Annotated in this window: 21 protein-coding genes; 13 read left to right on the forward strand and 8 right to left on the reverse strand. The window is 66.9% G+C overall.

Translation table 11 applies throughout. The annotated features are described in order from the left end of the window. Positions 1-182 precede the first annotated feature (182 nt). The 4 genes from E1263_RS00710 (at position 183) to E1263_RS00725 (ending at position 2,667) form a co-directional block, all read left to right on the forward strand. On the forward strand, positions 183-362 hold the full coding sequence (locus E1263_RS00710) for a hypothetical protein (protein WP_132164188.1): 180 nt from the start codon (positions 183-185) through the stop codon (positions 360-362). A 68-nt stretch (positions 363-430) separates the two neighbouring features. Continuing rightward, positions 431-1,327 carry a class A beta-lactamase gene (gene bla, locus E1263_RS00715; protein ID WP_132164190.1) on the forward strand — a complete coding sequence of 299 codons (897 nt, stop codon included), beginning with the start codon at positions 431-433 and terminating at the stop codon, positions 1,325-1,327. 168 nt (positions 1,328-1,495) lie between these two features. Continuing rightward, on the forward strand, positions 1,496-2,044 hold the full coding sequence (locus E1263_RS00720; protein WP_202868654.1) for a hypothetical protein: 549 nt from the start codon (positions 1,496-1,498) through the stop codon (positions 2,042-2,044). Between the two features lie 20 nt (positions 2,045-2,064). Further along, on the forward strand, positions 2,065-2,667 hold the full coding sequence (locus tag E1263_RS00725) for a hypothetical protein (protein WP_132164192.1): 603 nt from the start codon (positions 2,065-2,067) through the stop codon (positions 2,665-2,667). Here E1263_RS00725 and E1263_RS00730 read toward each other — a convergent pair. Then, the gene (locus tag E1263_RS00730) at positions 2,612-3,685 is read right to left on the reverse strand and encodes an acyltransferase family protein (RefSeq protein WP_165956415.1); all 1,074 of its coding nucleotides are present in this window, start codon (positions 3,683-3,685) and stop codon (positions 2,612-2,614) included. The genes E1263_RS00725 and E1263_RS00730 overlap by 56 nt on opposite strands. A gap of 380 nt (positions 3,686-4,065) precedes the next feature. Between E1263_RS00730 and E1263_RS00735 the strand changes: the two genes are divergently transcribed. Continuing rightward, positions 4,066-5,244, forward strand: coding sequence for an acyltransferase family protein (locus E1263_RS00735; RefSeq protein WP_132164196.1), 1,179 nt, complete (start codon positions 4,066-4,068; stop codon positions 5,242-5,244). A gap of 59 nt (positions 5,245-5,303) precedes the next feature. Here E1263_RS00735 and E1263_RS00740 read toward each other — a convergent pair whose 3' ends face one another. After that, positions 5,304-6,464 (reverse strand): M23 family metallopeptidase, encoded by a 1,161-nt coding sequence (locus E1263_RS00740; protein WP_132164197.1) that lies wholly within the window; start codon positions 6,462-6,464, stop codon positions 5,304-5,306. Between the two features lie 124 nt (positions 6,465-6,588). Between E1263_RS00740 and E1263_RS00745 the strand changes: the two genes are divergently transcribed. Further along, positions 6,589-8,802: an ATP-binding protein gene (locus tag E1263_RS00745; RefSeq protein ID WP_132164199.1), complete on the forward strand. Its 2,214-nt coding sequence runs from the start codon at positions 6,589-6,591 to the stop codon at positions 8,800-8,802. A gap of 122 nt (positions 8,803-8,924) precedes the next feature. Next, the gene (locus E1263_RS00750; protein ID WP_165956416.1) at positions 8,925-9,812 is read left to right on the forward strand and encodes a C40 family peptidase; all 888 of its coding nucleotides are present in this window, start codon (positions 8,925-8,927) and stop codon (positions 9,810-9,812) included. Here the strand turns inward: E1263_RS00750 and E1263_RS00755 are convergent, their stop codons facing one another. The 3 genes from E1263_RS00755 to E1263_RS00765 all read right to left on the reverse strand — a co-directional run bounded on the left by E1263_RS00755 (position 9,813) and on the right by E1263_RS00765 (position 12,377). Beyond that, entirely contained in the window at positions 9,813-10,997 is a 1,185-nt protein-coding gene (locus tag E1263_RS00755; protein ID WP_238161012.1) for a serine/threonine-protein kinase, read from the reverse strand. Between the two features lie 79 nt (positions 10,998-11,076). After that, positions 11,077-11,898, reverse strand: a complete 822-nt coding sequence (locus E1263_RS00760) for an alpha/beta fold hydrolase (RefSeq protein WP_132164203.1) — start codon at positions 11,896-11,898, stop codon at positions 11,077-11,079. A gap of 38 nt (positions 11,899-11,936) precedes the next feature. After that, positions 11,937-12,377, reverse strand: coding sequence for an OsmC family protein (locus tag E1263_RS00765; RefSeq protein ID WP_132164205.1), 441 nt, complete (start codon positions 12,375-12,377; stop codon positions 11,937-11,939). Positions 12,378-12,477: 100 nt separating this feature from the next. Between E1263_RS00765 and E1263_RS00770 the strand changes: the two genes are divergently transcribed. The 4 genes from E1263_RS00770 to E1263_RS00785 all read left to right on the forward strand — a co-directional run bounded on the left by E1263_RS00770 (position 12,478) and on the right by E1263_RS00785 (position 17,694). Continuing rightward, positions 12,478-13,065, forward strand: coding sequence for a TetR/AcrR family transcriptional regulator (locus E1263_RS00770; protein WP_132164207.1), 588 nt, complete (start codon positions 12,478-12,480; stop codon positions 13,063-13,065). 107 nt (positions 13,066-13,172) lie between these two features. Further along, a complete protein-coding gene (locus E1263_RS00775) occupies positions 13,173-15,116 on the forward strand; it encodes a PEP/pyruvate-binding domain-containing protein (RefSeq protein ID WP_202868655.1) in 1,944 nt (647 codons plus the stop codon). A gap of 5 nt (positions 15,117-15,121) precedes the next feature. Continuing rightward, positions 15,122-16,339 carry an MFS transporter gene (locus tag E1263_RS00780; RefSeq protein WP_165956417.1) on the forward strand — a complete coding sequence of 406 codons (1,218 nt, stop codon included), beginning with the start codon at positions 15,122-15,124 and terminating at the stop codon, positions 16,337-16,339. After that, positions 16,336-17,694: an ATP-grasp domain-containing protein gene (locus E1263_RS00785; RefSeq protein ID WP_132164213.1), complete on the forward strand. Its 1,359-nt coding sequence runs from the start codon at positions 16,336-16,338 to the stop codon at positions 17,692-17,694. Before E1263_RS00780 ends, E1263_RS00785 begins: the two co-directional genes overlap by 4 nt. Positions 17,695-17,860: 166 nt before the next feature. On the opposite strand, the gene E1263_RS00790 is transcribed toward E1263_RS00785, so the two are convergent. Continuing rightward, the gene (locus E1263_RS00790) at positions 17,861-18,634 is read right to left on the reverse strand and encodes an SDR family NAD(P)-dependent oxidoreductase (protein ID WP_132164215.1); all 774 of its coding nucleotides are present in this window, start codon (positions 18,632-18,634) and stop codon (positions 17,861-17,863) included. 98 nt (positions 18,635-18,732) lie between these two features. Here E1263_RS00790 and E1263_RS00795 point away from each other — a divergent pair, with 98 nt between their 5' ends. Continuing rightward, positions 18,733-19,548 carry a helix-turn-helix transcriptional regulator gene (locus tag E1263_RS00795; RefSeq protein ID WP_132164217.1) on the forward strand — a complete coding sequence of 272 codons (816 nt, stop codon included), beginning with the start codon at positions 18,733-18,735 and terminating at the stop codon, positions 19,546-19,548. A gap of 70 nt (positions 19,549-19,618) precedes the next feature. Here the strand turns inward: E1263_RS00795 and E1263_RS00800 are convergent, their stop codons facing one another. After that, positions 19,619-20,434 carry an alpha/beta hydrolase gene (locus E1263_RS00800; protein ID WP_132164219.1) on the reverse strand — a complete coding sequence of 272 codons (816 nt, stop codon included), beginning with the start codon at positions 20,432-20,434 and terminating at the stop codon, positions 19,619-19,621. A 106-nt stretch (positions 20,435-20,540) separates the two neighbouring features. Here E1263_RS00800 and E1263_RS00805 point away from each other — a divergent pair, with 106 nt between their 5' ends. Beyond that, on the forward strand, positions 20,541-21,116 hold the full coding sequence (locus E1263_RS00805) for a TetR/AcrR family transcriptional regulator (protein ID WP_132164221.1): 576 nt from the start codon (positions 20,541-20,543) through the stop codon (positions 21,114-21,116). Here E1263_RS00805 and E1263_RS00810 read toward each other — a convergent pair. After that, entirely contained in the window at positions 21,113-22,567 is a 1,455-nt protein-coding gene (locus tag E1263_RS00810; protein ID WP_132164223.1) for a carboxylesterase/lipase family protein, read from the reverse strand. The genes E1263_RS00805 and E1263_RS00810 overlap by 4 nt on opposite strands. Between the last annotated feature and the right edge of the window lie 17 nt (positions 22,568-22,584).

Genomic DNA, 22,584 nt, shown 5'->3' on the forward strand with positions numbered 1-22,584 from the left:
TGCAGGCCCCCCGCAGCTGGGTCGAGAAGATCTACCCCACCCTCAACTACTACAACAAGCCCACCCGAGGCGGTCACTTCGCCGCCTGGGAAGAACCCGCCCTCTTCACCACCGAAGTCCGCAACGCCTTCAAGTACCTCCGCTAGGGAACCGGGGGCGGCGATTCGTGCGTCGGAACGGGTATGACTGATCAACCTTCGTTGGCTTGTCCGTTGTGTGCGTGTACCAGTTTTCAGCAGGAGGAATCCCGGCAGGACTCCCGGTGGGGGTTCACGTCGCACCGGATGACGTTGCTGATCTGCGAGAGCTGCCGGTACGTGCTGCACTTCTACGACCGGAACTCGATCTTCGACTTCGACTGACGACAACTGGAGCCGGTACTCCGGGGTCCGGCCGCCCGTGATTCCAACGATTGATTAGTGTGGCTGGCATGCGACGACTCCTGTTGGCCGGTGTGTCCGCTGCCCTGCTGATCAGCTCGGCGTGCTCGTCGGGGGCAGTGGCTGCCCCGACGCCAACACAGCCGGCGAGTACGACGACTTCGGCGGTCGCGTCCAGCAACAAGGCGTTCCAGCAGTTGGAGAAGCAGTACGCGGCTCGGCTGGGCGTGTTTGCGCTGGACACGGGCAGCTACAAGACGGTGAGCTACCGGGCGAACGAGCGGTTTGCGTACGCGTCGACGTTCAAGTCGCTGGCGTGTGGCGTGCTGCTCAGTCAGGCCGAGGACCTCGACAAGCTGATCCGCTACACGCAGGCCGATCTGGTCAGCTACTCCCCCATCACCGAGAAGCATGTCGACACCGGGATGACGCTGCGGGAGTTGTGCGACGCGGCAATCCGCTTCAGCGACAACACCGCAGCGAACCTCATCCTGGTCGAGCTCGGCGGTCCGGCTGGACTGCAGCGGGCGCTGCGGAAGTTGGGTGACGGGATCTCCAACGTGAACCGCAACGAGCCGACGCTCAACGAGGCCAAGCCCGGCGACAAGCGCGACACCACCACGCCGCGCCAGCTCGCGACGAGTCTGCAGAAGTTCACGCTCGGCCGCGCATTGCCGCCGGCCAAGCAGAAGATCCTCAACGACTGGCTGCTCACCAACACCACCGGCGACAAGACGATCCGGGCGGGCGTCCCGGCGGGCTGGAAGGTCGGAGACAAGACCGGTACGGCGGGCTACGGCGGCCGCAACGACGTCGCGATCCTCTGGCCACCGAACCGGGCCCCGATCATGCTCGCGGTCATGTCCACGAAGGGCGTCAAGGACGCTCCGACCGATGACGCCCTGATCGCCGCAGCTGCCCGCGAGGCGGTCAAAATTCTGGGCTGATGCCCACGGAAACATTATCCATGCGGCTTTGCGCAACATCTCAGTCGCATCACACGCCGATCAAGCAATTGAAATAGGCGCCCTCAGCTGTTGCTCCATGAGAACGCTCTCGCTAGTGTCCCGAATTGTCATCGAGCGATTCGAACGAACTTTCGGGAGATGAGGGAAATGACCGTGAGGTTCATTGCGGGACTGAGTAGTTTTTCTTTGGCAGGAATAGCGCTGGCCGGGGTGGGGCTCCCCGCTCAGGCCGCGGCGCCGCCGGGCGAGCACTGTGTGCAGAATCTAAAGTCCGGCAGCACGGAATGCTTCAGCACTTTCACCGCCGCGATCAGCGACGCCACCCACGGCAAGGTGCAGAACGCACCTGCTGCCGTACCTGACGCAAAAGGCCGGGCGACGCTGAACAAATCAATTGAAGCAGCCGGCGAAGTTATTCAAGGGACATTCTTCGACAATCGCGATTACGGCGGCGACAGCTGGACCGTGGTCGGGGCCGGATTGTGTGACGGCTCCGACGGTGTCATCAACTACCAGACGAACACCATCGATGGCTGGGCCGACCGGATCAGCTCCGTCCAGCCCTGGGCCAGCTGCAAGATCTGGCTCTACCCCGAGCCCGATCTGAACGGCGACCGGGACGGTCCCTTCACCCAGAACACCGCGTGGGTGGGATCGATGATGGACGACCGGACCAAGTCGGTCGGGTTCAGCTGATCTGAGTGAGGAGCACCGCCATGCCGAAATATCTGACCGCTCTGGCCGGAGTCGCCGTACTCGCCGCGACCAGCTTCACCGCCGCCCCGGCGTTCGCCGAGGGACCGACCGGGCGCGAACTGCTCGACAAGTGCAACAACGGCACCGACTCATGTGTCTTCCACCCGTCCGGCGCACCGGAGCGGTTCCGCGGTGACGCCCACCAGGTCGGCGACACCTACTACAACTGCACCGGTACGCCGCAGCGCAGCACGATCAAGTGGTCCGAGACGACCGGGGAATCCAACAGCTTCGGCGTCTCGCTCTCGGCCGAGTTCGGCTTCTCCGAGGTGTTCAAGGTGTCGATCGAGACGTCGTACTCGCACACCTGGGAGACGTCGAGCACGTTCGGCCAGGACAGCAATGTCGACGTACCGGCCGGCGAGAAGGGCTGGATCGAGCGCAGTACCGAGATGGAGAAGGTGCACGGGCAGTACGAGATGCACTTCCCGGAAAGGTACTACGACCACTACATCTGGTACCAGAACTTCGACGCGACCGGGCCAGTGAAGGACGCGGCCGGTCAGATCACCGCGAAGACGACGGCGATGTCCGCCGATGAGAAGCCGCAGCACTGCGGCTGACCCCGAGACCGAAGGGTAGCTCGAAGAGGGCCTTGGGCAAGTACTTGTAGACGAACAGGCACAGCCAGGCCAGGAACGCCGTCAGTACGACGGGCTCGACGATCTGCGCAACCAGCTGGATCGTCGGGCCCGCGGCCGACAGCGGCTTCACCAGGACCGCATGAAGCACCGCCAGCAAGGGCATGTGCATCACATAGATCGGCAGCGTACGGCGGCCGATGCTGGCCAGCCCGTTCGTCAGCCGGCCCCAGCGAGTCACCAACCCGGCCGCCGTGACACCGAGGACGATCGCGACTCCGCTGACCAGCGGCCATAGCCCGAACCAGGTCTTCGCGTCGAAGAACGCGACCACCGCGAGCAGTACGGCGTACGGGACGGCGATCACGGCCAGTCGCAACCAGCTCGCCTGAGCGGCCAGCTTCTCGATGATCGTCTTGCCGTAGATGCCGGCCAGGAAGAAGATCAGGTTCTGGTAGACACCGGCGCGGTCACCCGGCACCGGGACGAGACCGGCAGACGCAACCGCCGACAGCAGGAACGCGGCCCCGAGAACAAGCCAGGCCGGCAGCCGCTGGGCGGCCTTGGCGACGATGAAGTAGAGCGCGAGAGCGTAGAGATACCAGAGGTTCGACGGCGTGATGAACAGCTGGGCAAGGAACTTGAGCGGGCCGTCCGCGCTCTCGGTGCCGAAGTTCGGCACGAAGGCCAGGATGACGGTGTGGATGACGAGCCACACGACGTAGATGTAGTAGAACTTCGCGACCTTGGTGCGCAGCACCTCCGGCCACGTCCGCTGCACCGCGCGCACCGCGAAGTACCCGGAAACCGCGAAGAACAAGGGCATCCGCAAGGGCAGCAGCTGCTCCCCGAAGGTGCCCCAGGCCCCCTTCAGCGGACCGCCGACGTGCCAGTCGACCTGCAGGTAGTGCTTCATCAGCACGTGCCACAGGACCACCAGCAAGATACAGACGCCCTTGGCCACATCGGCCCAGGCGAGTCGGTTCCGCTCCGTCATCATGTCCTCAAAATTAGGGAGTTCAAGGCAGCAAACCGTCAGCCCCCGGACGGAAGCCGATGTCATCCCGTGGTCTGACCCGGGCGGTCGCCGTACACCAAAAGTGCGACCAGGCGGATCGCAACATGGTCCGTACGGGTGACTACGAGGGACGACAGAGGACAAGACACTGGAGGCAGCAGGAAAGGTTGAGTCGCGTGGCCCGAGTCACATGGCCCGAGTTACAGGCGCAGCACAGCCCTGCTGTACCAATCGGTACGATTTAGGCGGTGGCCTGGCGGCCCGTTAGAGTGACAGACCGGTCTCCGGGTGTCACAGACCGAACTTTTCGCCCGGCGCCGGCGTCGTACCGAACATTTGTCCGGCCCTCGCACAGGAGCACGATGCCCTCCCAACAGACCGCAGACGTCGTACCCCGCGCGATAGCGGAGCAGCCCAGCGGCTCCAGTCAGCCGATGAGCCACACCGAGTACCTGGCGCTGAAGCGGTTCCCGGCGCTCGACGGCCTGCGCGCGATCGCGGCGCTGATGGTCGTGGTCTTCCACAACCAGGGGCCGGACTGGCTGCAGGGCTGGATCGGGGTGCAGATCTTCTTCGTGATCTCGGGCTACCTGATCACCACGCTGATGCTGCGCGAGGAGGACCGCAACGGGCGGATCTCCTTCAAGAAGTTCTACGCCCGGCGGATCTTCCGCATCCTGCCGGTGTACTTCTTCCTGCTCGCCGTCACGCTGATCTCGCAACTCATCCACGGCAATCTCACCAGCAAGGCGCCGGGGAACGAACTGCCGCTCTTCCTGTTCTTCTTCAACGAGTTCGGCCACGGCGGCGAGTACGGGCAGGCCTGGTCACTCGGCATCGAGCAGAAGTTCTACCTGTTCTGGCCGATCCTGGCGTTCTCCGCCATCTACATACAACCCCGTATCGTGCAGCGCAAGGCGAAGTTCGCCAGCCGGCTGGGCGTGAACGTGGTGCTGATGACCGTCATGCTCGCCGCGCTGCCGTTCACGATGAGCAATGACCCGAAGGGCTGGCCGGGGCACTACTTCTCGATCCTGATCGGCTGTCTGGTCGCGGTCCTGATGCACAACCCCAGGACCTGGGCGCTGTTCCGGCCGTTGACCCGGCCCTGGGTCGCCTGTACGGCGGCCGCGGTCTTCGTCGCCATCCACGGGACTGTTCACCTGTGGGCAGCCTTCATCGAGAAGCACCACCTGGCCGGTGACATCCCCGGCTTCGTCGCGGTCCCCCCGCCGTACGTCTTCCTAGTCGCTTTCCTGCTGCTGCCGGCGCTGCTCGCGAACGCCTTCCCGCAGCGCCTGCTGTCGACCCGGCTCCTCGTCTTCCTGGGCGAGCGGTCGTACTCGATCTATCTCGTGCAGCTGCTCGCGCACTCGGCGGTGCTCGGGATCTACTCGCTGTTCGGCGCGAAGCTGAACGCGACCCCGGTGCCGTGGGTCGCGGTGTCGCTGATGTCCATCCTGATGGCCCACCTGTGCTTCATCTGGGTGGAGAAGCCGATGATCAACGTCGGCAAGCGCTTCATCGCTCGCAAGCTGTAGGGCCAGTCAGAACAGGGCTGACAGCCGGGGGCGCTGGGGGCACCCCCGGCCACCTCAGGTCAGGGACAGGTTCCGTTGACCGGTGTTGAGAGCCCGGTCCACATGAACGCGTCGCTGACCCAGGTGCCGTCGCTCAGCCGGTTCCAGAGGCTGGTGGTCCCCCATCGCCCGCTGTGCGAGGTGCCGTTCTTGGAGCAGGCGATGTTCACCGTTGTGGCGTCGGCGATGCTGCCTGCGAGTGCGTAGTTCGTGCCCGGTCCGGTGCGCTTGTTGACCGTGCCGCCACCATTCGAGTCGATGATGCCCTGGGTGAAGCCCAGCGCTCCGTAGTTGAAGAGCTGCTGACCCGGGCTGCGCACCGTGCTGCCGTGCAGAGCGGTGCCGTTGTAAGCCGACGACTGCTGGAAGACCCAGCCACCGACGTTATGACCGGCGATACCGACGTACGCGCTGTTCTGCCGCAGCGCGAAGTGGACGTGCGGACCGCTGGCCGAACCGCCACAGGAGACGTCGGTGCCGATGTTGCCGAGGAACGTGCCCTCGCTGACAGCCAGTCCGTTGGCCGCGATGTTGCCGCTCAGGTGGTAGTAGTCGGTCGCGTAACCACGGTCGTGGATGACTCGGATCCAGCCCTTGCCATTGCCACACATCGTGTACGCCGTACCGCCGCGCGCCGCGAGCACCTGACCGTTACCGCCGGACAGATCCACCGAGCTGTACGGCGTATCCGTGCCGGCCCAACCGTGTGCACCACCCGGCATGCTCCACGAAGCACCGTTCGCGAACGGCAGCCGCATACCGGTCCGGAAGTCGCCACCAGCAGCCTGCGGAGCGAAGAGCTGCTTCTCCTTCCCCGACATCACCGGTGACGCGGCTGTCAGGTCGCTGAAGGCACGCTCGCCCTCCAGACCGACCTGCCACTTGCCGTCGACCAGCCGAGCCGCGAACAGCCAGCCCTCCGGGTGCGTGTCCTGCCCCTGCGGAACCAACGCAACCGTGGTTCCGAAGACGGCGTCTGTCCCCGCGCCGCGGGTCACGTTCACCTGTACTGCGGCGTCTTTGAATGTGGCTAGCACTTTGCTCGTCTTGGCGGCGCTGACCTTGGCGGTCACGGCCTGCTGCAGCGTCTGCTGGGGAGCGGCGTGGGCGGCGGCCACCGGAACCGCCAGCGCACCGGCAGTCAGCAGGGCACCCCAGCGCAATCTCGAGTTGAACGTCATAACGGTCCTCCTGATGGGACGGAACAGGATCGGTGGCAAAAAGCTAGGCGCTGATTACTGAGAGTCGGTTATGTTTTGCCCTGAATGCCGTCCAGAGACTGTCCACTGGGGGTGAGGTGAGGCAATGGACAGCTCAGCGTTGGCTGCGCTCGGCGCTGCCATGCTGCGTTATCGCCTAGCTCGTGGCCTGTCGCTCCGACAGCTCGCCGCGCGCCTCGGCATGCAGGGGCACGGCGGCCTGTCTGACTACGAGAAGGGCCGCCGGCTCGCGCCCGAGGACCTGATCGAGCGGTACGAGGACCAGCTCCAGATCACCGACGGCGAGCTCAGCGCGCTCCGCACCGCAGCCCTCGCCGAACGCGCCACCAGCAGCACCGAGCCGGTCGAGCCGTCCACCCTCACCATCGCCGAGCTGCCTGCTGCCCCCTCCGACTTCCAGGGCCGCCATGCAGAACTGGCATCCGTACGCGCGGCAGCCGCCGACTGTCTGGCCGGACGCGGCCCGGTGGTTGTCGTGGTGACCGGTCAGCCGGGCGCGGGCAAGACGACCCTGGCGGTGCGGGCGGCCCAGCAGGCGTTTCGGGTCGGCCTGCAGGATGCCCAGTTCTTCGTCGAACTCGGAGTCGCCGGGCCAGAAGCGGTACTACGCCGACTATTGCGGGCCCTCGGCGTACCGGATGCGCAGTTGCCCACTGAGGTGGCTGAGGCCACGGCCATGTTCCGGTCCCGGATGGCCGGGCAGCGGTGTGTGCTCGTGCTCGACAACGCGCGGGACGAGGCGCAGGTCCGTGCGTTGCTGCCAGGCCCTGGTCCGGTGCTCGTTGTCGTCACCAGTCGGCAGCGGCTGACTGGGTTGGTCGGCGCCCGCCGTGTGGGTTTGGCCGAGCTCACCATGGACGACGCCCAAGCCCTGCTCACCGACATCGTCGGCGCTGATCGCGCTAAGGCCGAGCCGGAGTCGGTGGCCGAGGTCGTCGCCGCCTGCGCCCGACTCCCCCTCGCTGTACGGATCGCTGGTAACCGACTGGCGTCCTGGCCGGACTGGTCGATCGCTCATCTCGCCGAGCTGCTGAGGGACGAGCAGAACCGGCTCGGTCGCCTCACCGCGGGCGACTTGGCAGTGCGCAGCGCGTTCGCGCTGTCCTACCGCGAGATCTCGCCACTGGCCGGGCGGCTCTTTCGGCGGCTGGCGCTCGCGCCGGGCGCCGACTTCGACGTACAGGCTGCTAGCGCGTTGCTGGGTGAGCCGGCTGAGGCCGCGCTGGAGGTGTTGGCGGGTGCGAGCCTGATTGGTTTGGCAGCGACGCCGGGGCGCTATCGCATGCACGACCTGTTGCAGCTCTATGCGTGCGAGCTCTTGCAAGACGATGCACAGCGCGACAAGGCCGAGAAGGCCTTGCTCAGCTGGGTTTTCGACCAGGCCCGCCGAGCTGCGGCAGCCCTCTCCCCCGAGCCTGCGGAATATCCAGGTGGCCGTTCGGCCGCGGTCGCCTGGCTGGATGCCGAGGCAGGGACAGTGCTCGGCGCCGTACGGCGGACCAGCGAGCGCACCGACGGCGAGTACGACGCTCTGCTGAGCGACCTGACCCAGCTGATCCCCTGGTACTACGACCTGCGCTGCCGGTGGTCGGACATGGTCGAGGTCGCCGATCACACACGCCTTGTCGCGGACCGCAGAGGCGATCCAGCCGAGCGCGCTTTCGCCTACAGCATGCTCGGTCTCGGCCAGCTCGGTCAGCACCGCTACCGCGCCGCCCTGGCGTCGTGCGAGCTCGGCCTTGCGGACGCCCGAGCCGCTGGGCTAGCGGCCGAAGAGGCCGAGCTGTTCGGCCGGATGGGGCTCGCTTATGAGGGCCTCGGCCAGTACGCCGAAGCCGAGGCCAGGCACGCGGATCACGCTGAGCGGTGCCGGGTGCTCGGCGACAAGTTCGGCGAGGCGGCGGCGGTTGGCCGGCGCTCACACACGTTGCAGCTGCTGGGTCGCCATACCGAAGCCGCTGCTTGTCTCAAGCTCGCACTGAAGATGCGGTCGGAGCTCGGCGATGAACGCGGAGTCGCGATGGCGGAGTACCGATTCAGTGCCCTGCGCAACAATCAGGGCAACCACGAAGAGGCGCTCTTGCGCGGGCACCGGGCGCTCGCCGCGTTCGAAACCCACGACGACCAGTGGGGTACGGCGGTCACCCACTACGAGCTGGGTCGCGCGCTGGCCGGGCTCAATCGCCTCGGCGAGGCGGCAACGGCGTACCGGACGGCGATTCGTGGCCTGGAAGAGGTCGGCGAATGGCAGCGCCTGGCCGAAGCGACCTCCGCCCTGACGGATGTCCGGAGCAGGTAGCTGGTCCGTCGGCGGGGCAGGTACGGGCGAGGTACGGGCGAGCTGCGGGCAGCGACGCGAGCACGCAGGCTCCTAGGTTCCCTGCTGACCGCTCAACCGACGGTCGAACCAGGGAGAAGCGAATGTTCACCAACAGACCTATCCGACCGCGCCGATCAGTTCCGGCGATCCTGCTCGCAGCGCTGGCCTTCCTTGCCGCCGGCCTCGTCGTGGCCTCCCCAGCCGCGGCCGCTCCGATCAGCAACCCGAGCCTCGAGATCCCGGTGGCCTGCCCAGGCGCTCGCGCCGTCATCCAGGTCACGTGGGAGGGCACCCGCTCCGCCAGGGTGCACTGGGAACTGACCGACTCGGGCGCGGACCGCGAATCACCGGTGATCAAGATGGTCGCCAGGGACGCGTCCGGCGCCGGCTCCAGCTGGGTCTTCCCCGACGGTGCGAAGGCGTTCACGCTCAGCGGCGGTAAGGGCAGCTCCGCCAGCGGTGTCGACAGCTGGGACCCGGCCGGTATCGCCCAGTTCAACCACCTCGAGATCTCGGTCCGAAACGGCGCGGACGCCGAGACGGCGCAATGCTCGGTCGTGCGGAAGATCTACAACTACAGCCGGCTGGCCTACACGTACGCGCTCAACCTGAGCGACAAGTCCTACGTCTACGGTGACTACGGCCCCGACACGTTCGACTGCTCCGGCCTCGTCTACTTCACCTACAACCTCGTCGCGGGCTTTCCCAACTGGTCGCGCATGTCGTCGGCGCAGCAGCGCAGCTGGGCGGCGGCGGCCGACGCCGACAACAACTCGGATCTGAGTAATCTCAAAAGCCGCGACGCCATCAAGGTCAGCCGCGGTGAGCTACAGACCGGGGACCTGATCTTCTACGACGGCCATGTCGGCTTCTACGCCGGTGGTGGGCAGATGTACTCGGCTTTGAACGAGGCTCGGGACATCACCACCATCGACATGGACTACACGACCCCGTTGGGCTACTACCGCGTCGTCGGCGTCACCAGCTAGCTAAGGCTTGCCCGACGAGGGTTTCGGCTTCTTCGGTTTCTTCGTCTTGTCCGGTTTCGAGGATTTCACCGGTTTCGCGGACTTGGTCGACTTCGTCAGTTTCGGGCCCGTTGTGCGGACCGTGGTGGGTTTCGTCGAACGGGTCACCGGTGGACGGGTCGTGGTGCGGACCGCCACTGCGGTGGCGGTCGGCTCGACGGACGGCTTGCCCGGTAGCAGGCTGTCCGTCGCCGGCTTCTGCTCGGCCTCGTTGTAGACAGCGACGCCGACAACGGCCGAAGCCGCCAGCACCAAGCCCGCGCTCGCCCCGGCGAGCACCCGGCGCCGGTCAGGTCGTCGTACCGGCGGTAGTTCGGTCGTGGTGGTGTCGTTCGACGGTCGAGCGCCACCGGCAATCTGAAGGGCGGTCGGGCGCTTGGCCGGGTCCTTGGCGAGCATCCAGAGGATCAGCTCCTCGCACTCACCGGCCAGCTCGGGTCTGAGCTCACTCGGCGCCACCGGCTCCCGCTCGACATGCTGGAACATGATCGCGGCCGGTTCGTCGGCCGTGAACGGCGTGCGACCGGTGACCAGCTGATACAGGACACAACCCAGCGCGTAGATGTCCGAGGCAGGTCCGGCCGGCTTGCCGAGCGCCCGTTCGGGGGCGAGGAAGTGGCTCGTCCCGACGATCTGGGCACTCGAGGTCATCGTGGTAGTTTCCTCGTCGAGGAATCTGACGATGCCGAAGTCGGCGACTTTGACCGTCCCGTCCTCGGCCAGCAGCAGGTTGCCCGGCTTGACGTCACGATGGACGACGCCCTGTTCATGCGCTGCCGCCAGCCCGGCCGCTGCCTGCCGGACCACGTGCAGGGCGCGGTCGGCGGTGAACGGCCCGTACTCCCGGAGCTCCTCGCCGACCGTGCATCCGGTGACCAGTTCCATCGCCAGGTAGCTGTCGGGACCGTCGGAGCCGAAGTCGTACGCCGAGACGACATTCGGGTCGCGGATCTGCGCGATGGCCCGCGCCTCCCGCTGGAAGCGCTCTGTGGCCATCAGCGTGTCGGCGACCGGCCGGACCAGCTTGAGCGCGACCTCTCGCTGCAGGACTACGTCGACGGCTCGATAGACGTCACCCATCCCGCCCCGGCCGATGGCCTGGACGATCCGGTAGCGGCCTCCGACCGTCTCCCCTGCGCGCCTCACCGCGGCACAGTACCCGCCCCGACGATCATCATGCAGAAACCGGGCGACCCCCGTGGGGCCGCCCGGCTGTCTCAGGAGATCAGCTGCCGTTGGCGGCGGCGATGATCAGCTGGGTGACCTTGTGGGGCTGGGAGACCAGGACCGCGTGCGATGCGCCCTTGACCTCGACGGTGTGGGCGTGGGCCCGCTTCGACATGAAGCGCTGGGCCTCGGCCGGGATGTTCTTGTCGCCGGTCGGGATCAGCGACCAGGACGGGATCTTCGTCCAGGCCGGGTTGCCGGAGGCTTCCTTCAGGGCGGCCTCGGTGATCGGGCGCTGGGTGGCAGCCATCAGCTTGGCCTGCGCCCGCGGCACATCGGCGGCGAACTGCTTCCAGAACAGGTCCTGCTTGACGTACAGGTCGACTCCACCGTCGACGAGCGGGACCGGCTGCAGTGTCGGGCCGAGGGTGCTGCCCGGGAACTTGTTCGACAGGTCGAACGCGCTCTCCCCCTTGGCCGGGATGAAGGCCGCGATGTAGACGAGCGCCTTCACGTTCGGCTCGTTGTAGGCCGCGTTCGTCAGGACCTGGCCGCCGTACGAGTGACCGACCAGGACGACCGGACCCTTGATGCTACGGATGACCGAGCGGACCGAGGCCGCGTCGGAAGCGACGCTGCGCAGCGGGTTCGACGGGGCGATCACCGGGTAGCCGCGGCGCTCGAGCTCGGCGATCTCGCCGTTCCAGCTGGAGGCGTCCGCGAAGGCGCCGTGCACGAGGACGATGGTCGGCTTCGGCCCCTTGGCGATGCTCTCCTGCGTCGCGGTCGCCGAGGACGACGGGATCAGCAGGGTCGCGGCGGTGACGGCAAGCGCGGCACCTGCGGTCAGTGCACGGGTGATGGTGGACTTCACGGACATCTCGGCAACACCTTTCAGAGTTTCGGAGTTGGGAAGGTCTACTGCTCGAGGGCTGCGTCGAGGGTGATCTCGACACCGGTGAGGGCCTTGCTGATCGGGCAACCGGCCTTGGCCTCGGCGGCGAGCTTGGCGAAGGTGTCGGCGTCGATCCCGTCGACCTCACCGCGGACGGTGAGCGTGATGCCGGTCAGCTTGAAGCCGCCGGCCGGGTCCGGGCCGAGCGTGACATCGGCCTTGACGTCGAGCGCCTGCGGAACACCGCCGGCCTCGCCGATCAGCGCCGAGAACTGCATCGCGTAGCAGGACGAGTGCGCCGCGGCGATCAGCTCTTCCGGGCTGGTCGTGCCGCCGGCCTCCTCGGCTGCGCGCTTCGGGAACGAGACCTCGTAGGTGCCGACCTTCGAGCTGGTGAGCTCGACCTGTCCGGAACCCTCCTGCAGGGTGCCGTTCCAAGCGGTGCGCGCGGTGCGTGTGGGCATCTCGATCTCCTCGGTGTCAGGTTCCTGCGGGGTTGATGTGAAGTAGACTAACTAGTTACTCTTGCTGATGTCAACCGACAGAAATGGGATAGTGATCGCGATGACGAACGACACCGCCAGCACCGACCGCGCCCGCCCGGTGCGCGAGCGCCTGATCGACTGCGCCAGCGAGCTCTTCTACGCGGAGGGCATTCGCGCGATCAGCGCCGACCGGATCATCGCCGGGGTCGGCACGACGAAGGCGACCTTTTACCGCCACTTCCCCACCAAGGACGACTTGGTGCTGGCCTACCTCCAGGGCAAGGCCGACTGGGAACGCACCCACATCAGTGCCGCCGCCGACACCCCTGACGCGCGGGACGCCCTCCGCGGCGTCGTCGGCGTACTGGCGAACTCGAGCTGCCAGCCCGGCTTCCGCGGCTGCCCGTTCATCAACGCGGGCGCCGAGTACGCCGACGTCACCCACCCCGTACGACGTCTCGTCGCCGACCAGCGCCAGTGGTGGACCGGCTTCTTCCGCGGCCTCGCCGTGCGGCTGGGCGTCCCCGAAGGCGAGCCCGCCGACAGCGCCGCCGCCCAGATCATGATGCTCCGCGACGGGGCCCTGGTGGCCGGCTACCTCGACGACCCGGCGCACGTGGAAAACAGCCTCACGAAGGCAATTTCTGCGGTCGTCGCCGCGCCCTGAACGTTACAGATGGTGAGACTGCCCACAGGCGGTCACCGAAACTACCGTTCGGCAGGCTCTTTACCTTATTGTGATCTGTTGTGTCTACCGCCCCCACAATTCCTGCGTTGCCCCATGCCCACCTGAGCCTGACCGACTTCGAGGGCCTCGCGACCACAGTCGCCGGATACCCCTATGTGAAGGTCGTTCTCGACCAGGAGACCTCGACCGTCCACCTGATCGACGGCGCCGATCGGCTGCTGCACGTCCAGTACGTCGCCGAGCGCGTGCTCGGGATGACCCGCGCCGAGCTGGCCCGGAATCTGGATGCCTTCAACGACTCGGTCTACCGTGCCGCGGACCGGCGCTTCCTGCTCGGCACCCTCGCGCTGCACAACCGCCCCGAGTACGGCGGCCAGTTCTTCAGCCTCGAAACCGTCGAGGTCGACACGATGAGCGCCGACCTGCTGCACACCTTCTACCGGACGATCCGCGAGCTCGTGGACGCCTCTGTCCCGGTGCTGCTGAAGCCTGCGAACCACCTGCAGGAGAGCTTCCCCGCTGAGGACATTCCGCGGATCCTCGCGCACGAGCTCTACTCGACCGCGCCGTACGTACCCCTCAACCCCGGTACGACGACCGGCCGCCTGCGCGTCTTCACCTCCGAGGACGCGTACCGCAAGACCACCGAGCCCGTGCGCTGGTACGACGTACTGGTGATGGACCGGATGCCCGACGACATCCCGCGCATCTCGGGGCTGATCAACTCCCGGCACACCACTCCCCTGTCGCACACCAACGTGCTCGCGGCCGGCTGGGGTATCCCGAACGCGATCCAGATCGACGCCCTTGCCGACCTTGCGGAGCTGGATGGCGCGTGGGTCGCCGTGGCCGTGGATGCGGCCGCAGCGAAGGTCGAGGTCCACGCGACCGAGCGGCCGGCTTCGATCGACGCCGGACCGTCCTGGGCGATCACGCAGGTCGACATCGGCAAGCCCGACCTGGCTGCCGCGCAGATCCTGCCGCTGGAGGAGCTGCGGGCCACCGACGCGCACCGCTTCGGCACGAAGGCCGCGAACCTCGGCGAACTGACCGCCGTACTGCGGGATGGATCGCCTTACTGGCTTGGTTTCTACACCAAGCCGCGGCCGCCGCGGCCGCACCTGCTCGAGTACCTGGCGCGGCATCTTGATGCCGACAGCATCGATGAGACCGAGCTGTCGCAGACCGCGCTGCGGATGGTCAAGGAGTACGTGACTGTTCCGCGTGGGGTCGCGCTGCCGTTCGCATTGCAGCAGCAATTCCTGGAGTCGTCCCCGGCGATCCAGCAGACCATCGGCAAGCTGAAGATGGCGCTCGCGCTCGGTGGCGAGGTCGACGAGCTGTGCGGCGAGCTGGGTGCGCTCATCCGCGATACCCCGTTGCCGTCGGATCTGCGCACACTGATCGAGGACGCCGTACTGCGGCATCTCACGGGTGCTGGCCGGGTTGTCGTCCGCAGCTCGTCGAATGCCGAGGACCTGATCGGGTTCTCCGCCGCGGGTATTTACGAGTCGATCCCCGAGGTCGAGTCGATCGAAGACGTCGTGAACGCGATCCAGCGAGTCTGGGCATCGCTCGTCACCACGCGTGGCGTGCTGCTCCGCGACGAGGCCGGGATCGGTCTGTCGGACTGCTTCATGGGTGTCGTCATCCAGCAGCAGCTCGATGGCGCACTCGGTGGCGTCATGGTCACCACCAACCCGCTCGACCGGCGCGACTTCCGTTCGGTGCTGCTGAACCTGGCGCGCAACTCGGTCGACGACATCGTCACCGGGACCGGCGATCCGTTGCAGCACCTCTACAACACGATGGAGGGCGGCAGCCGGACGGTTGCCCTGGGCACCGATGGCGTCGACGTGGACGACCAGGCCAAGACCACACTGGGCCGGTTGGCGTTGATCGGCCGGTTGCTGCAGGCCCATTTCGCTGGGGCTGACGGGCCGGTTGATGCTCCGGTGGACGTCGAGTGGCTGGTCGACGGCGACCGGATCGTGTTGCTGCAGTGCCGTCCTTACCAGCTCGCCGGGTGAGCGCCGTGAGCACAGCGACGCCCGAGGCACAGCGGGTGATTCGTCGCTACAACGCCTTCCAGCTGTTCGCCGGACTGCTCTGGTGGTTGCCGGTCTTCTACGTGTTCCAGCGGTCCGCCGGGCTGTCGGACACCGAGATCTTCTCCATCCAGAGCATCTTCTACCTGGCGTTCTGCCTGTTCGACATCCCGACCGGGATGATCGCCGACCGCTTCGACTACCGCCGCTGCCTGCAGGTCGGCTCGGTCATCCTCGTGGTCGCGAACCTGATCCCGGTCTGGGAGCCGACGTTCGCCGGGTTCCTGATGCAGTTCCTGCTGATCGCGTTGGCGCACTCGTTGTTCTCGGGGGCCGGGAGCGCTTACCTGTACGAATACTTGCAGCGGACCGGGAACGAGACGTCGTACCAAGGAGCCGAGGGGTCGGCCCGCGCGTGGACACTGATCGGGCGGATCGTGTGTCTACCCGCGGCCGGCTTCCTCACCGCTTGGTGGGGGCCGTCGGCGTACGTCTTGTCCGCGGTGACCTGCGGGATCGCGGCCATCATTGCCCTGGGCTTCCCCGCCTTGCCTGCAACGGATTCTGACCCGTCCAAGCCCGAACCGGTTTTCCCGGCGCTGGCGGCTGCGCTGCGCTCGCTCGCCAAGTCGAAGCGGCTCATACTGCTGATGGCTCAGGGCATTGCGGTGTTCACACTCGTCCGGATCGGCCAGGCCAACTTGTTCCAGCCGATTCTGGAGTCGAAGCACCTTCCCCTGCACTGGTTCGGCGTTCTCATGGCCGCGACCACCGTGTTCGAAGTCGCCGGTGCCGCGCGGTCCGCCGTACTGGCGCGGTTCGGGCAGATCCGCGTCGTACTGGTGCTAACCGTGCTGATGGCGATCGCGCTCGCCTCGGTCATCCCACTCGGCCTCGTCGGGACGATGGCCTGTCTCGCCGTCTTCTCGCTCGCGTCCGGGCTCGCGTTCCCGGTGCAGCGCAAGCTGGTCAACCAGGCGATCACCGAACCGGCCCGCCGCGCGACCCTGCTGTCGATCGAATCTCTCGCCGACCGCGCAGTCTGTGCTCTGGTCGTGTTCATCATGGGCGGGTTCCTCGCCCGGGGCCAGATGCCGGCCTTCCTGGTCGCGCTGGCCGCCGCCGTCACGGTGGCGATGGTCGCCCTCGCCGTACTTGTCACTCGCAGCCGCGATCGCGCGGCCACCAAGGAGAGCCTCGCGTGAAGAAGATCCTGTATGTCTACGTCAAGGGTGGCGCCCCGCTCGAGACCGCGTTCCCGCGGCTCGCGGCTCAGGGTGAGCTGCATGTACTCGCGCTGTCGCCGTTGCCCGAGGCCGCCAAGTCGATCTGGGAGCCTGCCTGTACGTCGATCGCTGTCCACCCGGGTGGTCTGACGCCGGGTGAGCCGGTCGTCGAGGCGATCATTGCGCACGCCGAATCGATCGGGGCGGATGCGCTGTTCACGTTGTCCGAGTTCGCCGTACTGGCTGTGGCCAACGCTGCTGACCGACTCGGCCTGGCCGGCGCCGGCCCCGGGATTCGGGTCGCGCGGGACAAGCGGCTGATGCGGCAGGCCTGGCAGGCTGCGGGCGTGCCGATCCCCCGGTTCCGCCGGGTCGATTCGGCCGCTGACCTTCGCGGTGCGCTCGCCGCGCTGACCCCGCCGCTGCTGCTCAAGCCGGCGTGGGGTGCGGGCTCGGTCGCGCAGCTCGTGCTGACGTCGCAGGATCAGGTCGCCGATGCGTGGGCCGAGATCGAGCAGGCGTTGCATCGTGGCGGCCAGGTCGGCATGAACGAGCTGTTCGAGCAGAACACCGACGGCGACCGCCTGGTCGAAGAGATCATGGACGGCACGACCGAGGGTTGGTACGACGAAGACGGGTACGGCGACTATCTGAGCGTCGAGGGCATCGTTGCCAAGGGCATCTACCACCCACTGGCGATCACCGCCAAGCTGCCGACCGTTCCGCCGTACATCGAGGTTGCCAGTACGTCGCCCTGTGTCCTGCCGGAGGAGTTGCAGCGCAAGATCGAGGACGTCTCGCGCCGCGCGGTCGATGCACTCGGGCTCGAAACCTGCGGCACGCACACCGAGCTCAAGTTGCGCGCGGACGGCGAGCTCGTCGTGATCGAGGTCGGGGCCCGCTTCGGTGGATTGCTGACCACCCGGCAGACCGAGATCGTCTTCGATCTCGATCCGATCGGAATGCTGATCCGCGAGCAGCTGGGTGAGCCGGTCGACTACCCGCCGGCGATGCTCGTCGACGGCGGCCGGGCCGCAGCTTCGGTGGCCGTCATCCCCGCCGCTGCCGACGGCACACCCTGGAAGACCCAGCCGATCTGGGATCCCGAGCGCGTCGACTGGTCGAGCCTGCTCTCCGAGGGCAGCGCGGTCGAGCCGGTACCGGCGTTCATGATGCCGACCGGCACCGAGGTGCCGCGCTTCGATCCGTCCGGTGGATCGCGCAACTGGCTGGGCGTCTTCCTGCTGACGGCAGTCGACGCACCAACCCTGCAACGCGACTGCCGCGCGATCCTCGACGGCATGGAGTCCGCGCTAGCGCAGCCGGCTTCCTGATCCGAAACCCTGCGACCCACCGCCGGAGACCTATGGGATGAGGTCTCCGGCCATCTCTTCCTGTCTCCTGCGGATGATTCCTTGCGTCCGGTTGATTCCGCGCTGGCCACGACCTGCATGTGTTGGCAACGCAGATCGTCGGCCTCCTGGTCGGCGGGCTCGCAGCTCAGCGGTAGCGGCTCGCGAGTTCCACACTTTGGCCACCGAATGCGGCCAGGTCGGCCCGGAAGACATCGTCGAGCAGGCTGACATCCTCGACGCCCGGAGCAGTGACGACCTCACCGAGTTCGAGGCCGCGCAGGCCAGCGGTGACGACGTCGGCTGCGCTCATCCGTGGGATCGCGCTCAGGTCGAGACCCTGACTGCTGTGAAACTCGGTCGCGACCACACCCGGGCACAACACCTGCACCCGTACGCCGGTGCCGTCGAGCTCGGCGCTCAATGCCTGTGACATCGCGACCAGGTGCGCCAGCGTTCCGGCGTACGCGGCACGTCGTGGCATCACTGACTTGTCGGCCGGTCCACTGAACGCGATCATCCCGGCCACATTGATGATCGCGCCGGCGCCACGCGCCTGCATCGGGCCGACGGCCGCGCGAGTGATCAGCGTCGGGGCAAGCACCTTCACGGACAGCAGTTCGCGAGCCTTGTCGGCGGGCAGGTCGGCCAGCGGCATGTAGTGCGAGACGCCCGCATCGTTGACGAGCAGATCGAGCGGTTCGGTCGCGGCGAGGTCAGCGACCGTGTTGATGCCGTCGTCGGTCGACAGGTCGGCGGTCACACTCGTGACGGATACCTCCGGATGCGCGGCGGCGAACGCGTCGAGGCGTTCCTTGCGGCGCCCGACCAGGATCAGGTTGTACCCGTCCGTGGCCAGCCGCTCGGCGAAGGCCGCGCCGATCCCTGAGGTAGCTCCGGTAACAAGAGCAAGTTTGTTCATGTGATCCACAGTGCTCGCCTGGCCCTCGGACAGGTAGTCGCCTCGGCTTCCTAGGACTGACAGGGCTAGGCAGTCCTAGGCCTGTGCATACTGGAGAAATGGCGCGAACCAGTCTCGGCGAGGCACTCATGACCTGGCGAGCCGCAGTCGCTCCCGGCGATGTCGGCCTGCCCGGCAACGGCGCCCGCCGTACGCCGGGACTGCGGCGCGAGGAGCTCGCCCAGCTGGCCGGGATCTCCGCCGACTACCTCACCCGCCTCGAGCAAGGCCGAGCCGCCAACCCCTCAGCCCAGGTGGTCGAGGCACTGGCCCGGACATTGCAGCTCACCGACAACGAACGCAGTCATCTCTACCAGCTGGCCGGCCTGGCCGCACCCGGCCCTGATCGCATACCTCGAACTATTTCGCCAGGCGTACAACGGATGTTGGACCGGCTGAACGACACCCCGGTTGCCGTCTTCGACGCAATGCTGACCGAACTGCACGCCAACCCCTTGTACGTGGAGCTGATGGGCAATCGCACCGGCAACGAACGCAACGCAGCCTGGCGAAACTTCCTCGGCACCGCTGGCCGCATCCGCCAAACCCCCGAATCCCTCGGGCTGCTGCAAGAACTCCAGGTCGCCGACCTGCGCCGTACGGCGGGTCGCTACCCGAACGATCCGAACCTGCACGCCTTGATCGACGAGCTCCGCCGGCGCTCCGGCCGTTTCGATCACCTCTGGGAATCCGGCCCGGTGGCCGAACACCAGGCAACCCAGAAGATCATCGATCATCCCCGAGCGGGCGCAATCACCTTGGACTGCGACGTTCTCCACGTGGCCGGAGACGACCTGCGCATCATGGTCTACACCGCCGAGCCCGGCTCCGGAGACGCCGACAAGCTAACGCTGCTCTCAGTCGTCCACAGCTGACCCTTCAACTCGGCCAAAGAGCAGCCGCCGTGTCTTTGGGCCCACATGCCGGAGATCGATCGCCGTCGGCTCACCGAGCGTGCGCAACAGCCCAGGTGAGGGCGTAGTCGGCGATCTCTTCCCAGCCGTCCTGGCTGACCAGGCGGTGGGTGCGACCGGCGTACTCCTTGAACTCGACGATGCCGGGGCCGCCGGCCTTCTGGTACTTCGCGACGACGGCCTTGCCGATGGCCGGCGGGACGACGTGGTCGATGCTGCCGACAATGACGAGCAGCGGGGCGCGATCGGCACGGGCGTAGTCGACCTTCGTCACGCCGGACTTCTCGTTGAGGACCGAGGTGACGCCCTCGAAGAAGACCCGGTTGTAGGAGTTGACGGCGTACTCCTTCCAGAGCTTGTCCGACTCGCTCCGGGGCAGGTCGTTGCCGAAGGTGAAGTGGAAGTGCCGCTTCGACAGCGGTTTGGCGCCGTTCTTGCCGAACGGGTTCGAGAGGATCGGGAAACCGGTCCACAGGGTCGACAGCGGCAGTGCCGTGACACCGGCGGTCTGACCCGGGGCGACACCGACATACGCGGCGCCCAGGCCACGATCGGCGAGCATCTGGGTGATGACGCCGCCGAACGAGTGACCCATGATGATCGGCTTCTCGGGGAGCTCGCGGATGATCGCCTCATAGTGGTCGGCGATCTGCTTGAGGCCGATCCCCTTCAGTGCTTCGGGGTTGGAGCGGATGTCGGCGACGCTGCGGTCATCGATGCCAGGCCAGCCCGGTACGACGACCTCGTGGCCCTGGCTGCGGAAGTGGCCCGCCCAGGTGTCCCAGCTCTTCGGGGTCATCCAGAGACCGTGGACCAGGACGATCGGGCGCTTGTGGGTCGTGTTCATGGCGAGCTCCTTAGGTAGACTGACCGTTCCTTCTACCAATGACTTTAGGGACTCGCTCGGCGCCACGTCAAGGGTTTTGTAGAAAGATCGTTCTATCATCGGAGACATGGCTACTCCGACCGGTCCCCGCGGACCTTCCGAAGCCCGGGCGCGCCTGATCCGGGCGGCGAGCGAGCTGTTCTACGCCGAGGGCATCACGTCCGTCGGCGTCGACCGGCTGATCGCTGCGGCAGGCGTCACCCGGGTGACCTTCTACCGGCACTTCCCCAGCAAGGAAGACCTCGTGCTCGCCTATCTCCAGGGCGAGGACGAGGCGATCCAGGGTGCCTTCGCCGCGGCGGCGGAGTCCGGCGCGGAACCGCGCGCCCTGGTCGGGCTCGTCATCCAGGCGCTCGCGGACGACATCGAGCAGCAGCACACCCGCGGCTGCCCGTTCATCAACGCGGCGGCCGAGTACCCGGACGCGTCCTCACCGATCCGGGTCAAGATCGCCGACCACCGCGAGTGGTTCCGGTCGACGCTCGAGAAGGTGATCACCGCTGCCGACCTCCCCGAGCCGGAGGAGAAGGCGCGGGCGTTGGTCCTGCTCCGCGATGCCGCCATGGTCGGCGGCTATCTCGACGGTGCGGCCGCGATCCGGCCGACCTTCGAACGGACCGCTCGCGGGGTGCTCTCGCTCTAGCGCCGGCCCGCCCAGAGGGCGCGGCTTTCGGGGTGGACGTCGGCCACGAGTTTGCCGTCGCCGCCGAATTCCTGCTCGACGCGACCATCGACGTACGACGGCCAGCCGGGGTCGCCGGTCTTGACGAACGCGACCCAGGTGGCGTGCATCCGGGTGGCGACCTCTTGCGAACCGGGTCCGCCGAGCAGACCGGCCCAGTTCGAGTCGGCCAGGTTGTCGAAGACGTACGGCAGCTCCATCGCGTGGCTCGCGCCCAACCGGCCGTCGTACGCCGGGGATTCCCAGCTGAAGCGGTAGACGTGCGCACGTCCGTGGGCCTCGGCCAGGTTGATGGCCGGGATCCGATAGACGGCGTCGGTCAGCAGCGCGACCAGCACTTCGTAGTCGCTGGCCATCCAAGCGCGGTAGGCCGCCCGATCCTTGCGGCCGAGCCCGAACAGTCTCGACATCACGAACGTGGTGAGCCGCGTCTTCCAGCCGTTCTCGGGCAACTCGATGAAGAACAGCCGGCCTTCCTGCGTGTTGTAGCCGACCAGTACGTCGATGTCGCGGCCGGCGCCGTTCTCCATCGCGCGGATCGGCAGCTCGGGCAGCACCTCGCCGTCGATCACCGGTTCGAAGGGCATCAGGTTTGTTGCCACGTCACCCCAAGTCCGCCGGAACGGCGACTTGCCCAGTTGGGCGGAGACCGCCGCCTGCGCTGCAATCAACGCGTCCGTGCTCGCCGTCGCCACTGCTTCCCGGGTCGGCGCGACACCGAGCGCCTTGGCCAGGCGTCGCCCAACGGTCAGCGCTCCGGCCGGCGTAATCGCGTGGTGTCCGGCGCCCGACTCCATGATCGCCCGGTCGAACAACCCCTGAGCCGACGGCATCGTCATCAACGCACCAACACTCATCGCACCCGCCGACTCCCCCATCACCGTTACGGCGGCCGGATCTCCACCGAAAGCGGCAATCGAGTCCCGCACCCACTTCAGCGCCGCCACCTGATCGAGCAGCCCGAGGTTGGCGACCCCCTCGCCGAACCACAAGAAGCCGTTGGCCCCGAGCCGGTAGTTGATCACCACGATCACCACACCGTCACGTGCGAACGCAGAACCGTCGTACCCGCTGAGTGCGTTCGAGCCCGTCACGAACGCGCCGCCATGGATGAAGACCAGGACCGGCGCCGAGCCGCTGACATCCGGCGTCCAAACATTCACGTGCAGATAGTCGTCACCGGCAATCACCACATTCGGCAACAACTCTGAAGACTCCCCGGACTGCGGTGCCGTGGCCCCGGCCTCCCGCGCATCCCGAACCTCAGTCCACGGCGCAACCGGCGCCGGTGGCTGGAACCGCAACTCACCCACCGGCGGCGCCGCATAAGGAACCGCCCGAAACACCGCGCCATGCTCAGTCACTGCGCCAAGCACAGGACCGTACGGCGTCTGCACCACGGGATCAGTCATGCCGCCCAGTCTGGCAG

Source organism: Kribbella antibiotica, from assembly GCF_004349055.1.
In the GTDB taxonomy this organism is placed as follows: Bacteria; Actinomycetota; Actinomycetes; order Propionibacteriales; family Kribbellaceae; genus Kribbella; species Kribbella antibiotica.

Excerpts from the sequence above, each read along its gene's own strand:
- E1263_RS00790 (WP_132164215.1), bottom strand. The coding sequence starts at position 18,634 with ATGAACAAACTTGCTCTTGTTACCGGAGCTACCTCAGGGATCGGCGCG.
- E1263_RS00710 (WP_132164188.1), top strand. The coding sequence starts at position 183 with ATGACTGATCAACCTTCGTTGGCTTGTCCGTTGTGTGCGTGTACCAGT.
- E1263_RS00725 (WP_132164192.1), top strand. The coding sequence starts at position 2,065 with ATGCCGAAATATCTGACCGCTCTGGCCGGAGTCGCCGTACTCGCCGCG.
- E1263_RS00735 (WP_132164196.1), top strand. The coding sequence starts at position 4,066 with ATGCCCTCCCAACAGACCGCAGACGTCGTACCCCGCGCGATAGCGGAG.
- E1263_RS00720 (WP_202868654.1), top strand. The coding sequence starts at position 1,496 with ATGACCGTGAGGTTCATTGCGGGACTGAGTAGTTTTTCTTTGGCAGGA.
- bla (WP_132164190.1), top strand. The coding sequence starts at position 431 with ATGCGACGACTCCTGTTGGCCGGTGTGTCCGCTGCCCTGCTGATCAGC.
- E1263_RS00740 (WP_132164197.1), bottom strand. The coding sequence starts at position 6,464 with ATGACGTTCAACTCGAGATTGCGCTGGGGTGCCCTGCTGACTGCCGGT.
- E1263_RS00795 (WP_132164217.1), top strand. The coding sequence starts at position 18,733 with ATGGCGCGAACCAGTCTCGGCGAGGCACTCATGACCTGGCGAGCCGCA.
- E1263_RS00800 (WP_132164219.1), bottom strand. The coding sequence starts at position 20,434 with ATGAACACGACCCACAAGCGCCCGATCGTCCTGGTCCACGGTCTCTGG.
- E1263_RS00765 (WP_132164205.1), bottom strand. The coding sequence starts at position 12,377 with ATGCCCACACGCACCGCGCGCACCGCTTGGAACGGCACCCTGCAGGAG.
- E1263_RS00770 (WP_132164207.1), top strand. The coding sequence starts at position 12,478 with ATGACGAACGACACCGCCAGCACCGACCGCGCCCGCCCGGTGCGCGAG.
- E1263_RS00805 (WP_132164221.1), top strand. The coding sequence starts at position 20,541 with ATGGCTACTCCGACCGGTCCCCGCGGACCTTCCGAAGCCCGGGCGCGC.
- E1263_RS00730 (WP_165956415.1), bottom strand. The coding sequence starts at position 3,685 with ATGATGACGGAGCGGAACCGACTCGCCTGGGCCGATGTGGCCAAGGGC.
- E1263_RS00750 (WP_165956416.1), top strand. The coding sequence starts at position 8,925 with ATGTTCACCAACAGACCTATCCGACCGCGCCGATCAGTTCCGGCGATC.
- E1263_RS00760 (WP_132164203.1), bottom strand. The coding sequence starts at position 11,898 with ATGTCCGTGAAGTCCACCATCACCCGTGCACTGACCGCAGGTGCCGCG.
- E1263_RS00745 (WP_132164199.1), top strand. The coding sequence starts at position 6,589 with ATGGACAGCTCAGCGTTGGCTGCGCTCGGCGCTGCCATGCTGCGTTAT.
- E1263_RS00810 (WP_132164223.1), bottom strand. The coding sequence starts at position 22,567 with ATGACTGATCCCGTGGTGCAGACGCCGTACGGTCCTGTGCTTGGCGCA.